This is a genomic window from Leuconostoc kimchii IMSNU 11154 (genome assembly GCF_000092505.1).
Lineage (GTDB): Bacteria > Bacillota > Bacilli > Lactobacillales > Lactobacillaceae > Leuconostoc > Leuconostoc kimchii.
On the sequence record NC_014136.1, the window covers coordinates 324597 to 345509 of the forward strand.

Sequence of the window (20913 nt, forward strand, 5' to 3'; positions counted from 1 at the left end):
AAGGGCATTACGCTTTATTCATAAAAATTATGTTTTTCAGCCTGTATCTCTTCATATTCAGTTGCATACTCCTGCAAGCGATCCATATCAATTAATGTCAAAGGATAGGGCATAATGGCTTGTTGCTTCTGTATCACCCGGTAGTCATATACTGTCTTACCTTCAAATGCCGTATCATAAACAAGCAACGCACCGTCAGTGTGTGTTAACATAAACTTTTGATAACTTTGTAGTTGATGTGGACCCTGATAAGGTGCATTCGAGACACTTTCTGCAAAATCACTTTTAGCCAATAATTCTTTTAGCTTGGCTTGACTGTTAGCTTGCCACTGACTACCAAATGCTTGAAACGGCAGCATGATAGCTACTTTCAAACTCGGAAATTCCGCTTTTAATTCGATGACAACTTCAACCGTCCATTGCTCAATACCCAGTTGACCACCAGTAATTATCCACTCAAGGCCATTATCAATTTGTTCTCTTAGTACACGTTTTAAAGCATATTTAATCACAACTATTTTGGGATCTTTATCACCAAACGTCCCCATCTCATAACTTCGATAACCGGTAACCCAGAGTCTTAGCATCTCTTCACCTCTACAATAAAAGCCTTGCTCTCGCAAGACTTTTGAAATATTAATTGTTTCCAGTCGTGGCGCCAACAGCAGCAGATCCAGAAATACCAGCCTCTGCCGGTGTTTCTCCAGATTGTGGCAACGAATTCACTGCTGGTAACCCGCCATTACTCCATTTTTCACCTTTAACTTCATATTCAACAATATTGCCCTTCACACGTGGCGTCACCGTATCAGGTGCTGCCCAATCAGTATTTGGCTTATTTTGCATAGCATATGACATCACTCTTTGATAAAATTGTGCTGGCAAATCTTGGTAATTCCATGGAATATAATCCTTGTTAGGCCAATCATAACCAGTCCAAACTGACAAAGCATACGACTTTGTATACCCTGTAAACCATGCATCTTTAATCGCTTGGTTTGGCATATTTTCTTCATCGCCGTAACCAACTAAGCCTGACTTACCTGCTTGATGCAAACCGGCAATAGCCGCATCAGCCGCCGTGGCATTTGGTTTAATAACACCTTTCATCATATCAGTTAACATGAATGCTGTACTTGTCTTCATTGCACGTTTTCCAGTAACGTTATAATTATGTGTTGTGCCATCAGCAGTTACAATTTTACTAATATAAGTCGGTTTATAATAAGTCCCACCATTGGCAATAGCCCCAAAAGCACCAGCCTCTTCTTCGGTAGACACATCAATACCAATAGCCGCTGAACCACCAGGTGTCTCTTTTGTTGGCACACCCAATCCGTTCACAAATTTCTCTGCATTTGCACCGCCGACTTCTTCTAAAGTTCGAGCAGCCGGAATATTACGTGATTGCGTTAAAGCACTTCTCATTGTAATATTTCCCATATCTTTTCGATCCCAGTTATAAACAGTTGTACTAGTACCAGGATACTTATACTGCTTATCTTCAACGGTGCGATTAGTGGGCCAATTTAGATATTCAATCGCTGGACCGTAATCCAAAAGTGGCTTAACAGATGATCCACCCGACCTACCTGTTAACGTTGCATGATTAGTGCCCTGCAAAATTGGCATATTACGCCCACCTACTTGAGCTACGACACGTCCCGTATTTGGGTCTGTCATTGTGGCACCAATTTGAGCGTCTTCTGAAGGAAATGCAACAGTATTACCATTAGCATTGTCATACATAGATTGCTGTAACTTTGAATCCATGTTTGTATAAATTTTCAAACCAGCTTTAGTTGTATCATAGCCTAATGCCTCTGCTTCCTTTAACGTTGACTGAACATAAGCATCCGCCACCTTACGGTTGTTATTAGCTAGCTCTGCTTTAGATGTTAAGTCTTGTAGTCCATCAGACACTGGCTTATTAATCGCCTCGTTAGCTTGTTTTTGAGTCACCGCGCCGTATTTAACCATTGCATTCAAAACAGTATCACGCCGTTCTTTAGCTCTTGAATTATCTTTCAAATAAGGATCATAATTAGTCGGCGACTGTGGCATACCTGCTAATAATGCAATTTGATCCAAAGATAATTCTGTTAACGGTTTGCCATAAAAATACTCGGACGCAGTTTTCATACCAGAAACACCATGTCCCATATAGACTTTATTCATATAAAAAGTTAATATTTCGTCTTTTGAAAAATTTTTCTCAACACGCATTGCCAGCCAAGCTTCTTGTGCTTTCCGTTTAATTGTTTGATCAGCAGTTGACGTACTAAACACAGATAACTTAACCAATTGCTGAGTCAAAGTTGAACCACCTTGCATGCCCAAAGAAGAACCACGAACATTGGCCAATGCTGCCCCCGCAATACGAATCGGGTCAACACCGTTATGTTTATAAAAACGTCGATCTTCAGTCGCAACAACAGCCTGTTTTAACGCTTTTGGAATCTCATTAGAATTGGCATAATCACGCTCAACGGTTGATAACTTCCAAATTGATTGACCCTGTGAGTCATAAATAGCACTTGACGGTTCGGAGGCTAAATTAGATTCTGTAATATTTGGGGCATCGTTTGCATACGTGATAAACACCGCAGTTCCAGCCAAAGCACCTATCACACCTAACACAAGTAACCATAGAAATATGATCAGAAACCATCGTCGTTTCTTTTTTGGCTTTCTCGGTTTTTTAGGGCCATCAGAATTTCCTGGACGTGGCGTTCGTGGGGGCTCAGTTGCTGGATGATTGTCATACATATTTTGGTTACGATTAACACGTGACCATTGATTCTCATTTGCCATAATTGCTGGAGTACTCCTAATTGTCAGTTTAAATGTTCAAAGTATCGGTCAACTGCTTTTAAATAATCCAAACTTGGATTTAAGCTGTTCGGCACAACGTAGCTGTCACGCACAATATCTTGGTAAGAAATTGACTGTTTTCCTTTTAATTTTTGCCACTGTGCAATTAAGTGCTGGGCTGGATAAACATACGTTTCATTTAAAGTTGTAAATTTAATAATCACAAAACCGATACCATTTTGAGCCAAAATACTGCCTAAATGAACGATTTGATGTTCATGAAAATTTTTCAATGGAAAAGATGTTTTATTCTTGGTTTCTTTTGCATCAAAATCAATATAATGCCCTTGGTAAACACCGTTGTAGTCTGTGGTAGACGCCTGTTTGAAGTAGGCCTCAGTAACTTTTGCTGCAGACCGCGCTGGATAATCAACTTTCACAATTGTGATTGGCGTGGGCTTTTTGTGAATAACGGCTAAATGATTCGCTAAATAATAATCATTGGCTAAATTGATCTCTTCTTCAAGTCCCATACCGCGTTTACCAAACATCAAAGCTTTTTTCGTTGTTTTACCGGTACGTATCGTGTTTTTAACGTCTGCTGTATGATGTGTTCCAATAGGATAATTGATTGCCATTAAGATCCTGATCCTTATTTTTAAACTATATACTTACTATTTTACCATAAAACAAAAGATGGTAAATTTTAATTTACCATCTCCTGCATGATATCAATATTACAACTGTTCAATTAGTCTACTTAAACATTATTTTTTATCACTTTTAGTGTATTTAAATCCCTCTGTCAGGCTTGCTAATCCATCAGCAGACTCAACAACAAAAGACTGTTTATCATCTGATAATTTAGCTGTCATATTGTACGAATCAATTGTCATCTTTAATTCATTACCAGAAATTGTATATGTGCCAGAATGTGTTTTTTCTCCGTCAGAATATTCAATTACCTTGTCCCCATCGAATTTTAAAGTATCAGTTGATGACACCAATATCAAATTTGTTGTGTGTGAGTATTCACCTGTCAAATGTTTGGGAAGAGAAAAAAATATGCAAAGACCAATAATCACGACCAACACCGCGCTACCAGAAATTATTATATTTTTATTAATTTGACCATTTGCGTTTTTTATTTTTAAAGCACTCATTATTTTATTCCATTTCATTATAATCATACTAAGGTACTTAACTTGTTTAACATAGCAATGTTAAGGTTTAAGAATAGCGTAGGCTTGTCCAATAAAGTCTTCAACACTTTTAGAATCTGACAATATCAAAGAGATTTTTGGATAAGAAATAAAATCAGTTAAGATATCAAAATGCCATTCATAATAATCAGTGGTATTTGCTTGTGTAGCAGTCTGAGCACCACCAACGGATAGGCCAGATTTTCCTACTGCAGTTGCAAGACCGACGGAGTTAGATGTGCTACTCGTTTGTGCCCCAGTATGCACACGTTCTCTACTGACTTCTTTGATATTATCTTTATGATAGGCAACTAACAATTCTTTATCCACATCAAAATAAACACATCCTTGGTTGCCATAAATCAAACATCTTCTGCCAATTCTATAGCTTTTCCACTGGTCCACCATCAATTTTTTTGCTAGTGGTTGAATAAACATATCCGTATGTTCATACCAAGTTAACATCAAATCATTATGAGCTGCGTTTAATTCAACAGTCAGTTTTTGACTGAAACCACCTTTTTTTCTAAACATAAAAGATGCAATTAGCAATAACAAACCGCCAAATGCCATAAAGCATATACCAGCTATAAGACAACTAATACTCACCCATTTGTATATTTTTTGTTTGTTCTCTATCTCTGCTTTTTTTTGTGCATAAATCTGATTAGCTGTGATACCTTTATCCCAATGATCAAAATTTGGGAGATCTACAAATTCATACAAATGCCATTTTCCTGGCATATTTTCTGATACCATAAATTTTTTCTCTCTTCCATCCATAATAGTCAATCAAAAAAATGCTACCATGTTAGGTAGCTATTCTTTCTGGCTCACGCCAATACGATATATTACTATTTAGTGACCTTAATTAGTTCCAACCATCATTATCAAAGTAAGTACCATTTGGTGCTTGCGTCCCTGTATCAGGGTCAACAGGGTTTTCAGGTGAGCCAGCTTCGGCATGCTTAACACCTGAATTATCTGTTGATGTAGCAGGTGTTGTTGTACCCTTATCAGTTGATGCGGCTGAACCATTATTAGTTGATGTATTGTTTTTTGATGATATAGCTGGTGTATTCTGCGTAGTCGTCGATCCAGCAACTGCTGGCGTGCTTGATGCAGTGGTTGGTGTGTCACTAACTACTGGTGTGCTTGATGTAGTGGTTGTCGTGCCACTAACTGCTGGTACACTGGCAGGAGTTTCCGTGCCACTAACTGCTGGTGTACCTGATGCAGTGGTTTCTGTACCAGTCACTGCTGGTGTACTTGTTGTTACTTTGGTGCCAGCAGTTCGATTACTAGATATCACAGCCGTGATGTTAGCAACTTGACTATTGAACTCTTTTTGATGCACTAAGGTAACACCTGCAAAGATACTGTTGGCATCGGGAATACCATAACGTGAAGCCAAATCATTTACACTGATACCAGTAGCTACTGAAATGGTTCCTAATGTATCACCCCATTGCACTTCGTAATTGTCTAAGTCATTTGATTTCTTTTGACTAGCAATATTTTGCTTAACCGTTTCTGTGGAATTCGCTTGCCAATTGACTTTTTTAGCTGTACTTTGCTTTGAAGAGTCTGTGTTGGTACTTACACTCGCCATTACAACACCACTCCCAACAACCAATGTCATCATACCAACACTGACAAGATACTTACCAAACTTTACTAATTTCCACTTGTGATTTTCATTCATCATTTCAATTCCCCGCTTTCAATTATTTGTTTAATAACAAAATTATAATACCACATTTTTCAGAAAGTATCAATTTAACTATTACTTTATGCACCCAATACTGGTATGTGACTCTGATATTCTAATAGGAAAGGTGAATTTAACATGCAGACAGACTTTTTCGGGGAAAAACTTAAAGCAGTAAGAAAATCTAAAAATCTGACACAATTAGAATTATCAAAACGTTTAGAGGTAAGCAAAGGCACTATTTCAGCCTATGAACAAGGCCTATCATATCCGTCACTTGAAACACTAGTTAAAATTTGTGAAATTTTAAATACTTCTTCTGATTACCTACTAAGCCTATCGGATAATTTAACGTTTAAAATGGGTGGATTAACGAGTGAACAGATGAATAGTGTTTTGCAATTTATTGCCACAATCGAACGGGCTAACAGAATACTTGAGGAAAATTAGTAACTAAAAAACTTTAAAATGATACCAAATAATTAACTTATATCACAAAAAAAGATTACGATAATATCACATTATCGTAATCTTTTTTGATAGAAGCACATCAAATATGGCCTAAAAGAAAAGCACTATCTGTACATTATTTAAATTTTATTCCCATTCAACTAAAATACCGATATTGTTTCGTTCTATGTCTTGTGCAAGCATTGAATTTACTGGTTTTATAGCTATTAGATACCACTGGATATTAATAGTAAGTCCCCAGAACGTCCCCAATTTATAGGTATCTTTTATATGCAAAATAACTAGCAACTTGTAAGTGTTTTTTAATTCAATCTCGTATCATTAGTTGAAAGGAAATAATATGAACAACGAAAAAACAATACGAGCCATCTTAAGAATCATGCCACCCACGACAATTCATAAACGGACCGGCATTGATATTTACTTGATTGATGCGCACCAGAAATACAATGAGCCACTTGACTTAAACAACGAGCAACAACGTGCATTAAATGACTGGGCTAGTGAAATACTTGAATAGAACGCAAATAAAAACACCTGCGAGGATTTTTCCGAGTAGGCGTTTCTTTAATATGTACGGGTATTGCAATACACCGGCTTGTGCACAACAGCTGAGATATAAACATATTAATCCCGACATGTATTGGCTAATGTACCCTTATGTCATTATAATAACAAATTTATTTAAATCACGCAATACTATTTTCCAAATTCTTTATAGGGAAAATGTTGTCTTGTGCCAATTCTTGGACGTATTTTATCAAGAAAAGGCTCATAATTGTATTCGAACTTACATTGAATGGCGTGTGCAATGAAATCAGCAACCTGAATTCCCTCGAATTTATGTGATTTAACAGATTTAACCTCGATCCCTAATGTGTATTTTTTCATTTCAAACCAAGCTAAGTGTTTTATATATTCATCAATGTTAAATCCGTTTTTCACGGCTTGATTTCTTTCATCGATATAAAATTCTAACCTATCACCATCGCCTAAGTGTTTTATAACTGGTTTAACTATGTATGAGACCAAATAATTATACAAAATATTCTGATTTTCAAGTAACTTGCTGTCAATTTTGGTTAAGTCAACGGTTATATAACGAACAACAAAATAAGAATTTACTATTTTACGAATAACGTATTCTCTAATTACTATGTCACTATTTGCTGCCTTTACTTCGCCAAGACTTGTAGCAATGCTTGGAAAATTTCGTTTTACTTGACCAGTAATTCTTCTCATATTTCTAATTAATTTTTGATGGTTGGATTCACTTACTTCAATGGCCGCAATTGTGAAATAGCGCCCATCACTCCCAAAATTGCCTGATTCATCAATATATACAAATTTTTTCGACATTTTTATTTTCACTTTATTTTTTTAATCATTATATCACAAAAAAACACCCAACCAGATTATGAAGTGAACCCAATAACTTGGACAGAATAAAAATCTGTTCAGAAAGTTATTGGGTTCACATCAATTATCCAGTTGGGCATTTTTGTGGTTATTCAGTTTTCTTTTCTTCGGACTTTCCAAATCCATTACTAAATCCATCAATGATTGAAGTAATAGATTTAGTGGCTGTCTCATTTAATCCGGTTGATGCGAACCCAGCCCATACGCCAAGTACAACATCTTGAACTAGCTTGGTATCTTTGGTGTATAGCGATAGCGCTACCGCTACCAAAGCGCCAATGATGACCGCTACGAGTGGCAATAAATGATTGTTTATTTTGGTAGGCTTTAAAACTTGAACCACCAACCAAGTGATGATTAGAATTGCAATGTTTGAATCAATATTAAATGTCATTATTTCCCCTTATTATTTGATTATTGCGAAACTCTTCATCATCCAAACAGGTTCACCGCCAATTTGAACTTGAACTGCTGTAGCTGTTTGACTTAGCACTTTGTACTTACCAGCCAAAGTGAAGTACTCCATTTGACCATTATTACCCTTAATTGTTTGGTTGCTCAATTTGTGGCCATAACGGTCAGTCAACGTAAAGGCGCTGATTGGCATGTAGTTGTTGTAATCGATGACTGGAATGCCCATGTCGTTGTTCACGCCGTAAATCTTGTTATTCCAAGTTGTCCAGTAATCAGCCACATACACGCCACTGAATGTTGCATATTGTGTCTTAGCTGGTTTAGTTGGTATCGTTGTTGATTGCGCAGGCTTAGCAGCTACTTGTTCAGCAGGTTTAGCATTATCAAGGCTGCCGTTGACCATAACATTACCATCAACACCATAGTGGTTATCTGCATACTGCCAAATCTTCACGTTTGAATAATTTGGGAAGTATTGCATAGGTGGTGTTGCTTGGTGTGCTGTAGTCAAATACCACGCTAACCACAAAGCATTAGGGTAACGTGCGTTGATACGGCTCAAATCGACATATGAGTTCACGTATGACGTGTAGCTGTAGAACATAGGCTTGTAACCCGCGGCGTAAATGGCATCCATGAATGTCAAAATAGCTGTAGTATTGTTAGCCTTGTTGTAGCCTGCGCCTGCCTCGTAGTCTAAGGCAATATATGACCCTTTAGCTAGTCCTGCATTCCGCGCGTCTTGAATGGCTAATTGCGCGTGATAAGCGGCTTCACTGACTGAATCACCAAATTCACCCCAGAAATAGCCTGCGGTTTGCATGCCTGCTCGATCAGCGTTTTGGATCTGATTATAGGCTTTAGGGTTAGCATAATGCGCACCCTCACCGCCGCCACGTCCGCCCAACTTAACAATGGTAAATTGATCGCCAACTTGTTTAAATGAGCTGAAATACTGTTGTGAGTCTCCCTGGTAACTAGCGACATCAATGCCGTTCGTATTGGCTGATGCACCTGTTGCAACGGCAACAAAAAAAGCAACTGCTCCGAATAAGGCAACCGCTGTGCGTTTTAGTTTATTCATTTTTTCTCCTCAAAAAAAAAGACAACTAAGCTGTCTTCATTAGTTCATCAATTTTTCTGGTCAATTTCTCGACTTGCTCGCGCAAAGCCTTATTTTCCAGTGTCAAATTACCGTTATCATTGCGTAAATCTTCAATTTCGCCGCTTAAATTAGAAACCTGATTTGACAGCTCTTTAACCAATGCGCCTTGCGTCGCGAACATTTCACTAACCGTGTCATCGTGATTTTTAACAGTATCTTCTTTTTTGCCACGCCACGCAAAGAAACCAGTGGCAATGGTGCCAATAACTGCTAGTGTTGGGGCTAAATACTCAATACCGATCACCGCCTTTCAATTTGTACCGCGGTTCCTCCCAAGCACTCAGGAACACATTAATCGTGATGACAATAAATATGAATGGTGCAATGGTCACATTACCAGTGACGACAATATTCATGATGTAACTACCTGCTAGTAACGCCCACATGCCCCCCGATAACGCTATCAGCACCAAACGTATGCGATACCAATAAAAGTCCCACAATGAGTTAACTAGCAAGGTAAAGCCAATCAAGACGTAAATAAGTCCCAATATCGGGTTATCCAACAAACCTAGCGCCCACGGTAAACGACCGTCTAATTGCTGATAATGCAGCATGATAATAGCCCCAATGATGATTTCTTCAACCGCTACCGTGACCCAGTTTCTATTTTTCCAAAAATGTTTTTTCATTTAATACACCTAAATCGTCTGTTTGATAGCAGCATACATCACGTCCGCCATCTTCTTGTAACCTATTTCAGAGGGGTGGAAGTGGTCTATTCCAATATAGTCCACTCTCTCTGGCTGGTATTCATTAGCTGGTATTTGCTGATATTGCATATCCCAAAGGGTATCGATATTCAAATAATATGGCGCAATATAAATACGCTCATCAGTGCGATTGTCGAAATCTTGAATTGTTTGATTGAGCAATGCTGCAATGTTATCTCTACGGGCATCATTTCGGAAATTGCCAAATGATGAGTAGATGTGTGTTAAACCAATAACAATCACCGTATCTGGTTTAACAGCCCTGATTTGACTAATGAAAAAGTTGTAGTGGTCTGTTTGAGACAACGACGTACCATTAGTAACATACCGGTTGGGATCGTTTAATCCAAAATTAATGACGACAATATCAGGCGCTGCCATGTTATTCTGTGTCAAGTACCAAGCCCAATCAAATTCCTTCTTTTCTGGATTGTAGAATGAGTTCGTATTGCCTGTATCATCGGTTTTGTCAACATAGTGCAACGCACCAGCACCCCATCCACTTCGTGCTTCGTGACTAACGCCATCTTTTACCCGTGTGCCAACTAAGGTAAATTTAGTGGCATCAGACGCCAAACGATCACGAATACTATCCAACAAATAAAGTGATTCAGATGTTGACTCACCAATAATCATGACTGACTTATTTCCGCCATTTTTAGTGGCATCAACACGCTGAACAGGGATATATTGATAAGGGTCTTCATTCCTTGTCTTAACGCCTAATTGCGTGTCTGCTGCTTCAACCAATCCTATCTTTTGAGTACCAAGTGTTTTAGTTGCAATGACATTCTTATCATCATAAACACTGCCTGATTTTAACAAATTAGTTAATACGACATTAGCAGTCTTGCCATTCATGACAGGATAAACAGATGGTAACATTAGCTCGTCTTGTGTCTCATTTGTAGCGTCTGCCCATTTAAGAACTTCTGAAACATTTTTAACACCGTAGAACACCGGTTTAAACGTAAAGATGTCACCACGCATTTGTGTAATTTGCATCTTAGCCATCTTTGGGTTGGCAATTAGTGCCTTCTTAAAATCAAACACAACATCAGTGCCATCTAAGTAGAGAAAATCTAGTGTCTTAGTACCATCATTGTATTGTGTACCAAAATTGGCAATGACCTTCCCTGTATTGTCAAACAACATAATGAATTGACCACTGTCTAATACTGTCTGTTTGAATTTCATCAAACCTTTGTCGGGCAAATTAGTTAATTCCATGGCAGCATAGACATCACTGTTACCAAAATTCAGCTCGCCTGTCGTGGTATTCCAAGAGATATTACGTTGACGGTAGAGTGGCTTAATATCAACTGGCAAGTACTCATTTGAAAGCTCGGTCAGTGCCTTGTTAGTCACATTATTAGTGTCACTCAGCGCCATTAAATCAGTTAAATATTGCTCCTTGCTTACTTTGACATATAGCTGAGACTGCTGAGTGTATGGCTGGGCAATATAGATGTATTTTTCAGTCAATTGATTGAAAACATATTGCATATCAATTACTAATTCAGAGTCAGTAACTGTGTACCCTTGACGTGTGAATGATGACCCACCAGCATTTAATTCATCGACTGTTTTTTCAAACACCAAAGTGTTGCCGTCTGCCAAGGTGGCTGCAATAAATTTAGCGTTGATGGGCAAGATTGGTAATCTCATCGTCCCTTGTGGCAATACTGGTATCTTAGTTACGAAAAAATTAGGCGAGGTAATATAAGCAATGTTCACGTTGCTAGTCGATATATAGCGATTAGCTAATACGGTCATTTGATTAGTCACATCTGTGCGCTTAGCTATTTTTCGTGAATCAACTACACCATCAGCTAAGCCAACCGCTTGATAAACACCACCATCAACCCATGAGCCATTTGACCACAAGTACTTGTGACCATTATCAGACGTGATAAATATACCTGCCTTACCACTTGGATAGGTACTCTTTAGCGCTGCCAAGTTAGCAAATACTTCAGGTGTTAGGCTAATTTGTGCTAACTTGGTGTCAATTTCACTGTCTTGGTGGTCTAAGCGGTTTTTAAGTGTGCTGTACCCATTACCTGCATTGTCCGAACGTGCCTCAATGACTTCTGATTTTGTTTCACGTCCTTCATTCAATGCTGTTTCAGCTGTTGCTTGGTCAGCGTCACCACGTGATTTCAAAGTCTTATAAGACTTTCCTGAACGGTCAATCCGTGCTTGTGTCACTTCGTTTTGACTGGCTAATGGTACGCCACCCAACATGTCTAATATTTGCTTGTTGAGTGTGTCGCCTTGACCATCAACCGCGACTTGTATTTTTTCAAAGTTATCGCCTAGTTGGGTTCTTAAGACCTGTCCTAGGTTCAAGTCAAGATTTGTTTCTAATTTTTCCATGTGTCTCCTTAAGCAACAACCCATGTTGCTGATATTCTAATGGTGGTACCTACCGGCAATGTGCCACCAATAACATTTGTTTCACCGATTGACACGTCATCTAGCGTGACACCACCATTAGTTTGAAATACTAAGTCGCCACGGACTTTTTGTTTACTACTAGGTGCGTTAGTGGCTATTGCAACACGATATTCTGCAAATGGCAAGCAGTCACTAGGAATGAGCGTTTCGGCATGATATGAGTTCAAATCAGTAATATCTATTGCAATTTTTAAATTGCCATATGCCGTCACGATCTTGCCTGAACGAACAAATATGATTGAAGAACTGGCGTCGTAATAAGTTCCTAACCCATTAACTTTTGTTTGAACGCTTTTAACTTCTTGAAGTAGTGCCCCGCTTGGTGCTTTGATATTGCCACTGGAGTCACTCGTGATAACTCTGCGCCACGGACTCCATATGTTGTTCACGTCATAATATGAGCGTATGAACGTCCCTGCTGAGTCATTAGTCGTGTATTCAGTGACGATTTGAACAACACCCGCCGCACGATAAACTTGCATTGTCAAGGCATGTGTTGTCGGTGCATTTGTCATACTAACAACATCTTTATCTTTGTCTGAATAAAAAAATCCCTCTTGGGTGTAAGTGTCTAAATCACTACCTGCTGGTATTTTTTCTGATTTCAAGGCAAACTTAGCATTTTCATCAACTAATATTTTGCCGTCAACTAATAAATGACCTGAATCGTCAAATGATAACTCGTGATTACCACTATTTAACGCTTCAAAAGTGACCTTGTCAAATTTAAAATCACTGAAATCTGATTTGGTGAAGTGGAACCCATCGGGTAACGCAAGTGACCTTATTGATCCGTCTTTTGCATCTGGAATTATGGTAAGGCCATCGTCCGGGGATACACTTATTTTAGGTAGAAAATTCTCATCTTCAAAAGACAATATTGGTCTAGTGTTCCAATTGTTCGACATTATCATTCATCTCCTTTTTACTTATATAACATGTCCGCCGCCGCGATAGTCATACCATATGCCATCTGTAGTGATTACGTTGATCTTATCACTTGTATTTTTAACTGAAATTGCTAGATCCTTATTCAAATTTTTAGCTTGGTTAAGTGCATTACGATTACTGCGCTGGTAATCTAGCACTGTTTTAGCATTGCTATTTAAAGTTAGTGACGTTTTTTGGGTGTCATCCAGTGGGTAATAACTGTAGGCTACAACCATTACGTTGGTCACAAATCCCGTATCTAATATTTCTAATCTTCTAATTTCACCTGGAACGGGTTCATCACTATCTAAATAATCTAATGAAACAGAAATGGAGGGTTCAACAATAAATTTTTCTTTTGCAGCTTCATCTGCAGCCTGCACGTCATGAAAACGTTCATCTGAAAAATCTCCACCGTCCCATACACCGTATTTGGCTATGGAGTCGTCATCTTTAACAATATGGGGCTGAAACCATACCGAATTGTTATCTTTAGTTGCACTAACTACTGTTAGCTGATTAACTAGAGATGTTGAATCGTAAGTCAATGACATATTGTCAGTGTTATATCCATATCCTAATCTGTTGCCAAGATTTTTAGAAAATGATTGTTTAGAGTAAATCAAAATTTTCTTGTTATCTGGATAAATGATGGCGTCCGGCCATGTAGAAATAATTTGTGACAAGCCGTCAAACACGTTGTTGCCACCCAAATCAGTTATTTGTTGTTTTGAAAAATTTCCCTTGACCTCATATGTGTAACCAAATGTGTTCTTGTCCAAATAAAAAGCAAGCACATCATTAACTGAATAAGTCAATGTGCCTGCCTTTTTATCGTGTTTGAAGATTTTACGGACATCTAAATAAATATGAGTGGCGGTTATGCCAATCGTATTGTAACCAGCTGAATAGTTGGGTATCATTTGTTTGATTGCAAACTGCTGGTCATGCCAAGTAATGATATTTTCAGGTATTAATAACGTGAAACCGGCTGAATTATCTGCATAGGCAGTAAATGTCATTTGATAACTGCTGTTGTTTTCCCAACTGACATTAAACGATGAATTAATTAAGCTAGTAATCGGTTCTTTTAGGGTGCTGTCTCGATTGCTAACTGTTAACATATCGTATTTAATCAATGTAAACGAACGGAAAACTAAAAATAGTACGATGACTGGTAGCACCCGTTACCACTATGTCATTCCAACCCTTTTCTAGCTTTAAATAACCAAAATCACTATCCTTTGAGTCAGGTAACCCGTTAAGGCTAGTTTTCAAACCGTTCAACATCACATTTTCGTTCATTGTTAACGCGCGGTTAAATTGATACGCTGTCGCGTTTGTTTTATTTTCAATTCTATAAAAATCACCTTCAAAATTAATTCTAAGCAACAAATCATGTCGCTGATAATAAGGATCTATCGCGATGTCACTTGGATTATAAATTCTAAATTTGTTCTCTGAATGTGTGTATGTGGGTCTCTCGGGTAGTTTGAAATTCATACCAAATGAGATATCATCGCTAGATATTTGATCACTGCGCGTTAATGAATACTTGTAACCACTAGGTATTTCAAATTGAATCGAAAAAACTGAATCACTATTGCCATCTGATATATGTTTAATATCAAAAGATGCTGGCCTGCCATACATCACTTTTTGAAAATCAATATCAGTCCTGAACCGTACTAGGTCCCTATCACCGAATATCTGATACATTTCATGTCTCAATAACTTTTGATCGTAGTAGCTCTTAGCTATCATTAAAAAATCAGCGGTAAATACTAATTTGCCAAAAGTTGTTGTTGTAAAGCGATTCCCATCACGTGAATTAGTGTCATCCTGGTATAAATTATTAAATGCAGGCGTTGAATCTCCTCCCAAATATTGAATATTGGGCAAACGGACATTAAGATCAAATTCTTCTTGACCTTTTAACTTTATTAAAAATGTCGGCTTGATGATAAGCCTCCTTTCCTATCAAAATGCTTGATAATCCCTTAAATTGCCATCGCTGGCCTGCTTTCTGTACAAGTCACTTCTGTCTAAAACGGCATATCCTTGCGTTGGGTTATTACCCTGTGAAACTAGCTGAGATAAGAACCCTATCATTTGATCAAACTTACCTTCTAATTTAGAAATTACCTCACTGTCATTGCTGTTTGACTGATTACTATTATTCGATGATACGCTTGGTGTATTCTGAGCGAAATGCGTTACTGTTTCGCCCAATAACTCCATTGCACGAGATTTCTTAGATAGGTCCCAAGGAATAACAGCTTCCGTCATGCCACCTTCTGCAATGTTTGCAACATGCGGAACATTTGTAATTGTGCCGTTAGCATATCCATGACCTTGTCCTAAGAACGATAAGTCGTTTCCATATCTATTTTTAGCATAATTTAATCCTGCGAGAATGTTGTCATAGCCATTCATGATGTTAGTGTGTCCTGCTGCTGCATAAGCTCTAAACGTTCCAGGCTTAACTTGCATCAATCCCGTAGCATTACCATCAGCAAGTCCATCATTTCCACCCATTGCGCTAGCGTTTCCACCAGACTCAGTTTGAATCTGGCGCAATACCTTGTTAACCATGCTTGAGCTAGTGCTTAATCCGACTTGTCCCAATGCCTTAACAACATCACCGCGCCAACGTCCGACACCATCTCCTGCTGGTTCTGAACCACCACTATCTTGCAAGGGCGCAATAAACTTCTTGATCCAATCAAACATACCGCCGACTTGTGACCTAACCAGCTTATTCAATCCAGATTCCTGTTTGTTGCTACTATCATCAGTTTTCATGCCAGGAACACGACGATATGGACTAGCTGCTAGTTTTTCAGACCAATCAGATACATTAGCCCACCCGATGTTTGGGTTAGATTGCGGTGATTGCGCGCTATACATGCGACCATTACCACCGTATACGCCAACGTGTTGACTTCCACCTTCACCAAAGAACACTAAGTCACCAGATGATGGATTTGAAACAGCTGTAGAACTGTTATATTGGTCTCCTGAATAGTGAGGAAATGATTTACCCAACTCATCTAAGGCTGCCTGCACAAGTCCTGAACAATCATATCCATCAGGTCCTGTAGCTCCCCAAACGTAAGGCTTGCCATTGCCTAACTTAATCATCTTGCTCAGCAGAGCGGAGTTACTAGCGCTATCATCTCCAGCATCTTTAGCCATGCCCCACAGTGTTGACCACCACGGCTTTGCTTGTTCTTTAACAGGCTTATCGAACACGTGATCCTCTAGCGCATTAAATACATCGCCATTATCGCGATTGCGCTTTGGATTAAACGTTTTCGCCATGCTGTCTATTGGATGAGCCACTGCATCTGTTATAAAACTAAACATCTCCGTAAAGCGCTTAGTGCTATCTTTAATGCTATCCCAAACGTCAGCAAAGAAGCCTGTGCCGCTAGCGAATCTGCTTATTTTTTGTTGACCCAGCATCATAGCTGTTTCAGTTGCGTTTAACACCTCTGTGCCAGGCAACAATGGGCGAATGACGTTTGTCCCTTGTACTAATTCGGGCTTACCGTTTGGATGTATTAACATCTCGCGGTTTCCTGTTTGAGGGCTATCATTGCCATCATTCAGCATTGCCATAATTGGTGATGTTATTGGTTTCCTGATTTTAGAAAATAAACCAGTTCCTGATGCAAACTTCGTAGGTGGCGGTGTGATCGTTTGTTTGCTACCACCAAATTTACTGACCAGAGCGTTTATGGCTTTAACACCAACGCCTATCGGTCCAAACGAGTTTCCTAATCCGCCAACAACAATCTTTTTAAACGTTTCCCAAAATGAGCTACTGCCACTTTTAACATGAGAATGCGTTTCGTCAGAACTTTTAGTAACACCTTTTTTCTGATCTTCGGCAGCTTTTTTAACGTCATCTCTTTGTTTTCTAGCTGATTTTACCGTGCTATTGTACTTGTCAGTGGCTGCGTTAGATACTTTGTTGCGCTCGTCTCTAGCTTTATCAATCGTGCCGTCTCGTTGGTCTTTGGCGGCTTGAATTGTATCATCACGCTTTTTGTTAGCCTGTTTGGTTACCTCTGCCCTTTGTTCTTTAGCGTATTGAGAATTACCTTTAAATTGCCTATTGGCAGAATCAATGGTGTTTTGAGCCTCTTTTTTAGCAGCATCAGAAACAGAGTTGAATTGGTTGTTTGCTGCCTTTGAAATATTCTTAAATTTCTTTTCAGCAGTTTCAGTTGTCGACTTATATTGCTTATCGGCAAAGCCTTTGACTGCATCATATTCTTTTTTAGAATTAGAGTAAGCTTTTTTTAACTCACTGTCAGACAACTTTCCCTTCTTCTTTACTAAATCACTTAAAATCTTATTTTGTTGATTTGACGATAACTGTATCTTTCCTGTTAAGGTGGTGTGGAGTTTAGCCTCTGCTATGGTTGTTTGAGTGGCATCTTTAATAGTGAGCTTGTTAATGGCTTTCTTCTTGTCTTTATCGACTTGAGCCACAGCTTGTTCTTTTTTCTTGTAGTCCCTTTGGACTTGTAATGACGTATCGCCGTACTTAGCAGCATCCTCGCCAATTATCTTGTCCCACTTATTACCAACAGTTCTTTTATCTTTGGCTGCTTTTTCCTCCAATGATGTACGCTTTTGAGCGTAATATTTAGTTAATGCTGTACGATCAGACTGGCTCAGTTTTTCAATATTCCCAGACTTTTTCGCTTCATCTTGAATATCTTTGAGACGTTTATCGTACTCCACCTTAGTTAAATAGCCATTTTTGTAAAGCAAATCAACGTCTTTTTTGTCACGCTTTGCTTTATCATCGTAGTATTTCTTATTGGCCTTATCTAAATCTTTATAAGCATCTTTAACATCTATTTTAGGAACTTTAATCGGATGCTTTTTGAAAGCATTAGACAATTTTTCAGTGATGGACTGCGCTACCTTGGTGCTTCCTAAAGCATCACCAATGCCAGCACCGAGCATTGCACCTGCAGCTGTTCCGGCACCGGGAATAACACTACCTAATACTGCACCTATGCCACCACCAATAACTGTTCCTGCCGTCTTCCCACCAGCTTTATAAGCATCGTCAGCCTTTTTAGATTTAAAGGCCGTTACAACACTTGAACCAACGTCCCAACCAGCTACAGCAGCACCTAGAATGCCAGTTACTTTACCAGCTATCGGCAATACTTTTGATGCGATTGATGTTGTTTTCAAAGCACCGCCGGCACCAGCGACACGACTAAGTCCAACATCAGTAGCAACTTCTCCACCGACATTAGCGGCAGTTTTAGTAACTGATGCTTTACCGCCGCCTATACCAGCCGCGTTTAATGCCGCCGTTGTCTTCAATACACCGTTTAATTCACGATAAGTTCCAATGGCTGTTTTTATCCATCCAATGGTATCACTTATCTTTTTAAATGCCCATATCCCTGCAAATATAGAGGCAAATATTTTAACTTCGGTTGTGTGCGTTCCGATAAACTTAATCATATTAAGTAATGCATCAGAAACTTTAGCAATGCCACCGGCTATAACTTCTAATCCGTGTTGACCGGCTTTAGAATCAAAAGCTTTAGTCATTGATACAGCGGTATCAGCTAATACCGGTAACATTTTTTTACCAAGCATGATCATAGCTGCTTCGCCGGCCATTTTGAATTGAGACAGTTCGGCTTTGACTGATGCCATATTTTTTGTGGCCAAGTTGGCTACATACCCTTGTCCATCAGCTGATTTTTTAACCTTGCCATTCAACTCATCAAGCTCTTTGTTGTTTTGAGCAAGGATAATACCAGCTTGTTGACCGGTCGTGCCAAATAGGCTATTAAATACAGAGTTCTTTTGAGCAGTACCCATGTGCTTAGTAGCTTCATTGATAACTTCCATCTGCTTAGTCAAACTAACCAAATTTCCGTTTGAATCAACCAATTGACTTTTACTAATTCCAAGACTGCTAAGCATGTCACCAGTGCCACCAGATTTGACAGCTTGCACCTTGCTTTCTAATTTATCAATGGCGTCTTGCTGCGTTTTAGTAGCTGATGCTGATGCTTTTTTACTCTTTGTGCCATCTTTTTCAGCGGCTGCGATTTCTTCAATTTTCTTCTTATGCTCGGCTATCTTAGAATTGTAGCCTTCAACCGCTGCGGTTTGACCTCGTTGTGCAGCATCTTGGTCACTTATCGCACTAGTTAATGAATTAATAACTTTACGAAGTCCAGTACCAGCTTTATCAGCTTCAAGTCCGTGGTTAGACAAAATACCCATTGCTGATGATGTTTCAGATAGTGCATAACCGGCACTATGAGCAGAATCACCGACATATTCCATCCCTTTTCCAAGCGATTGGAAGTCAGTTGCGGTCATATCAGCGGCATAGGCTAGTTGGTTAACGACATCTTTGGTGTTTTTGGTCATCTTAGCAGCGTTATCAGTACGCATGCCATACGCATCAACAACTTGCGATGTAACACTCAAAACGTCATTAAAATCATCCCCAGATGCAACAGATGCTTGCAATTCGGAACGCATAGCTCCTAAAGCTTCAGCTGATGTATAACCTCGTTTGATTAATTCTTGATAACCATCAGCAATGTCTTTCTGTGACTTTCCGTATTCGACAGAATACTTAGAGCCGTCTTTTTGCATTTGGTTAACATTTTTTTGAGCTTCAGCAGCTTTCTCACCACCAGTAGTAGCTAGGTTAAGAGTCTTGATGTAAGACTCTTGCAAGTCAGCAGCTGTTTGCGCGCCTTTAATAGAGACTGCACCGATACCAACAGCTAGCAGTCCACTGCTTCTAGCTAATTCTTTCGCTTTTTGAGTAGCAGCGTGAAAACCATTGCCCATTTTATCAGCTGCACGATAAGCGGCGTTTGCTCCTGATGAAAAACGTCCAAACCCATACGGATTAGCGTTATTAACTTCACGTTGTGCAGATTTAAACTCGTTCTTCATCTTAGCTACGCTTGTAGCCGTTTCGTTAACTCTTACACTTTGTTTGCGATATACCTCGTTTGTCGTGCCACTTTCAGCAGCTATACGCTTGAGTTCATCTTCTTGCTTAACGTACTGCTGAGAAAGGTTTGATAATGATGATTTGAGAGAATTGGCATGTGAGATATTAGCTTGTCGTTCCTTACCCTCGGCTTTCAGGCGATCGACATACGATCCAGAAACGGCATTCATCTGTTTATACTCTTGTTGCAACTTTGCTAAACCGCTAGTCTGATATTCCATTGACGACTTAGCACGCTGTTGCTGTGATTCCAAGCTCGCTAATCTTTGGTTAGCTTGTTGAATATTTTTTTCGTACTTTAAGAATGATTCGGCGCCTTCTTTTGTGGTGGTATCTAACCCTTTTTGGCGTTGTTGTAACTCGCTTATCTTATTCTTTTGGGCGTCCATTTCACGTCCAAGCCCTTGATAGCGTTCTTGAGATGCCTTTAAGTAATCACCAGATGATTTTGCAGCTGCTTCTTGTGCCTTCCAAGCATTTTTAACAGACGTAACAGCATTGCCTAGGCCGCGTAAACTATTGGTAGCTTTAAGTGTATCTAACGCTATAGCCGTTGCCATCTCGGCTTGTATTCTCTCAACCAT

18 protein-coding genes are annotated in these 20913 nt (G+C 39.1%); 2 read left to right on the forward strand and 16 right to left on the reverse strand.

From position 1 onward, the window contains the following. Positions 1–14 precede the first annotated feature (14 nt). The 6 genes from LKI_RS02045 to LKI_RS02070 form a co-directional block, all read right to left on the reverse strand. Positions 15–587, reverse strand: coding sequence for an SLOG family protein (locus tag LKI_RS02045; protein WP_049762265.1), 573 nt, complete (start codon positions 585–587; stop codon positions 15–17). A 49-nt stretch (positions 588–636) separates the two neighbouring features. Beyond that, complete coding sequence (locus LKI_RS02050; RefSeq protein ID WP_013102475.1) at positions 637–2814, reverse strand: transglycosylase domain-containing protein; 2178 nt, start codon at positions 2812–2814, stop codon at positions 637–639. Between the two features lie 23 nt (positions 2815–2837). After that, on the reverse strand, positions 2838–3452 hold the full coding sequence (gene recU, locus LKI_RS02055; RefSeq protein ID WP_013102476.1) for a Holliday junction resolvase RecU: 615 nt from the start codon (positions 3450–3452) through the stop codon (positions 2838–2840). Positions 3453–3581: 129 nt separating this feature from the next. After that, positions 3582–3995, reverse strand: coding sequence for a hypothetical protein (locus tag LKI_RS02060; protein ID WP_242651979.1), 414 nt, complete (start codon positions 3993–3995; stop codon positions 3582–3584). 42 nt (positions 3996–4037) lie between these two features. Further along, on the reverse strand, positions 4038–4775 hold the full coding sequence (locus LKI_RS02065; protein WP_013102478.1) for a hypothetical protein: 738 nt from the start codon (positions 4773–4775) through the stop codon (positions 4038–4040). Positions 4776–4887: 112 nt separating this feature from the next. Beyond that, positions 4888–5724 (reverse strand): LysM peptidoglycan-binding domain-containing protein, encoded by an 837-nt coding sequence (locus tag LKI_RS02070; protein WP_013102479.1) that lies wholly within the window; start codon positions 5722–5724, stop codon positions 4888–4890. Between the two features lie 141 nt (positions 5725–5865). On the opposite strand from LKI_RS02070, the gene LKI_RS02075 reads away from it, so the two are divergent. Next, the gene (locus LKI_RS02075; protein ID WP_013102480.1) at positions 5866–6177 is read left to right on the forward strand and encodes a helix-turn-helix domain-containing protein; all 312 of its coding nucleotides are present in this window, start codon (positions 5866–5868) and stop codon (positions 6175–6177) included. A 361-nt stretch (positions 6178–6538) separates the two neighbouring features. Further along, complete coding sequence (locus tag LKI_RS02080; protein WP_013102481.1) at positions 6539–6718, forward strand: hypothetical protein; 180 nt, start codon at positions 6539–6541, stop codon at positions 6716–6718. A 179-nt stretch (positions 6719–6897) separates the two neighbouring features. Here the strand turns inward: LKI_RS02080 and LKI_RS02085 are convergent, their stop codons facing one another. The 10 genes from LKI_RS02085 to LKI_RS02130 form a co-directional block, all read right to left on the reverse strand. Beyond that, positions 6898–7557 (reverse strand): DUF3800 domain-containing protein, encoded by a 660-nt coding sequence (locus LKI_RS02085; RefSeq protein ID WP_013102482.1) that lies wholly within the window; start codon positions 7555–7557, stop codon positions 6898–6900. Between the two features lie 148 nt (positions 7558–7705). Further along, complete coding sequence (locus tag LKI_RS02090) at positions 7706–8011, reverse strand: hypothetical protein (protein ID WP_013102483.1); 306 nt, start codon at positions 8009–8011, stop codon at positions 7706–7708. Positions 8012–8023: 12 nt separating this feature from the next. Next, complete coding sequence (locus tag LKI_RS02095) at positions 8024–9115, reverse strand: GH25 family lysozyme (RefSeq protein ID WP_013102484.1); 1092 nt, start codon at positions 9113–9115, stop codon at positions 8024–8026. A 25-nt stretch (positions 9116–9140) separates the two neighbouring features. After that, positions 9141–9440 (reverse strand): hypothetical protein, encoded by a 300-nt coding sequence (locus LKI_RS02100; RefSeq protein ID WP_013102485.1) that lies wholly within the window; start codon positions 9438–9440, stop codon positions 9141–9143. Further along, the gene (locus tag LKI_RS02105) at positions 9427–9828 is read right to left on the reverse strand and encodes a hypothetical protein (protein ID WP_013102486.1); all 402 of its coding nucleotides are present in this window, start codon (positions 9826–9828) and stop codon (positions 9427–9429) included. The genes LKI_RS02100 and LKI_RS02105 overlap by 14 nt, the downstream gene beginning before the upstream one ends. A gap of 9 nt (positions 9829–9837) precedes the next feature. Further along, positions 9838–12288, reverse strand: a complete 2451-nt coding sequence (locus LKI_RS10590; RefSeq protein WP_013102487.1) for an SGNH/GDSL hydrolase family protein — start codon at positions 12286–12288, stop codon at positions 9838–9840. An 8-nt stretch (positions 12289–12296) separates the two neighbouring features. Further along, positions 12297–13277: a pyocin knob domain-containing protein gene (locus LKI_RS02115; RefSeq protein ID WP_013102488.1), complete on the reverse strand. Its 981-nt coding sequence runs from the start codon at positions 13275–13277 to the stop codon at positions 12297–12299. 21 nt (positions 13278–13298) lie between these two features. Then, the gene (locus LKI_RS02120; protein ID WP_083774971.1) at positions 13299–14423 is read right to left on the reverse strand and encodes a prophage endopeptidase tail family protein; all 1125 of its coding nucleotides are present in this window, start codon (positions 14421–14423) and stop codon (positions 13299–13301) included. 7 nt (positions 14424–14430) lie between these two features. Beyond that, positions 14431–15183: a phage tail domain-containing protein gene (locus LKI_RS02125; protein ID WP_013102490.1), complete on the reverse strand. Its 753-nt coding sequence runs from the start codon at positions 15181–15183 to the stop codon at positions 14431–14433. A 96-nt stretch (positions 15184–15279) separates the two neighbouring features. Continuing rightward, positions 15280–20913 carry a phage tail tape measure protein gene (locus LKI_RS02130; protein ID WP_013102491.1) on the reverse strand — a complete coding sequence of 1878 codons (5634 nt, stop codon included), beginning with the start codon at positions 20911–20913 and terminating at the stop codon, positions 15280–15282.

Bases quoted from the DNA above. Each gene is read 5' to 3' on its own strand.
- LKI_RS02065 (WP_013102478.1), bottom strand. From the start codon at position 4,775: ATGGTATCAGAAAATATGCCAGGAAAATGGCATTTGTATGAATTTGTA.
- LKI_RS02070 (WP_013102479.1), bottom strand. From the start codon at position 5,724: ATGATGAATGAAAATCACAAGTGGAAATTAGTAAAGTTTGGTAAGTAT.
- LKI_RS02115 (WP_013102488.1), bottom strand. From the start codon at position 13,277: ATGTCGAACAATTGGAACACTAGACCAATATTGTCTTTTGAAGATGAG.
- LKI_RS02095 (WP_013102484.1), bottom strand. From the start codon at position 9,115: ATGAATAAACTAAAACGCACAGCGGTTGCCTTATTCGGAGCAGTTGCT.
- LKI_RS02085 (WP_013102482.1), bottom strand. From the start codon at position 7,557: ATGTCGAAAAAATTTGTATATATTGATGAATCAGGCAATTTTGGGAGT.
- LKI_RS02130 (WP_013102491.1), bottom strand. From the start codon at position 20,913: ATGGTTGAGAGAATACAAGCCGAGATGGCAACGGCTATAGCGTTAGAT.
- recU (WP_013102476.1), bottom strand. From the start codon at position 3,452: ATGGCAATCAATTATCCTATTGGAACACATCATACAGCAGACGTTAAA.
- LKI_RS10590 (WP_013102487.1), bottom strand. From the start codon at position 12,288: ATGGAAAAATTAGAAACAAATCTTGACTTGAACCTAGGACAGGTCTTA.
- LKI_RS02060 (WP_242651979.1), bottom strand. From the start codon at position 3,995: ATGAAATGGAATAAAATAATGAGTGCTTTAAAAATAAAAAACGCAAAT.
- LKI_RS02075 (WP_013102480.1), top strand. From the start codon at position 5,866: ATGCAGACAGACTTTTTCGGGGAAAAACTTAAAGCAGTAAGAAAATCT.
- LKI_RS02090 (WP_013102483.1), bottom strand. From the start codon at position 8,011: ATGACATTTAATATTGATTCAAACATTGCAATTCTAATCATCACTTGG.
- LKI_RS02120 (WP_083774971.1), bottom strand. From the start codon at position 14,423: ATGTTAACAGTTAGCAATCGAGACAGCACCCTAAAAGAACCGATTACT.
- LKI_RS02045 (WP_049762265.1), bottom strand. From the start codon at position 587: ATGCTAAGACTCTGGGTTACCGGTTATCGAAGTTATGAGATGGGGACG.
- LKI_RS02105 (WP_013102486.1), bottom strand. From the start codon at position 9,828: ATGAAAAAACATTTTTGGAAAAATAGAAACTGGGTCACGGTAGCGGTT.
- LKI_RS02080 (WP_013102481.1), top strand. From the start codon at position 6,539: ATGAACAACGAAAAAACAATACGAGCCATCTTAAGAATCATGCCACCC.
- LKI_RS02050 (WP_013102475.1), bottom strand. From the start codon at position 2,814: ATGGCAAATGAGAATCAATGGTCACGTGTTAATCGTAACCAAAATATG.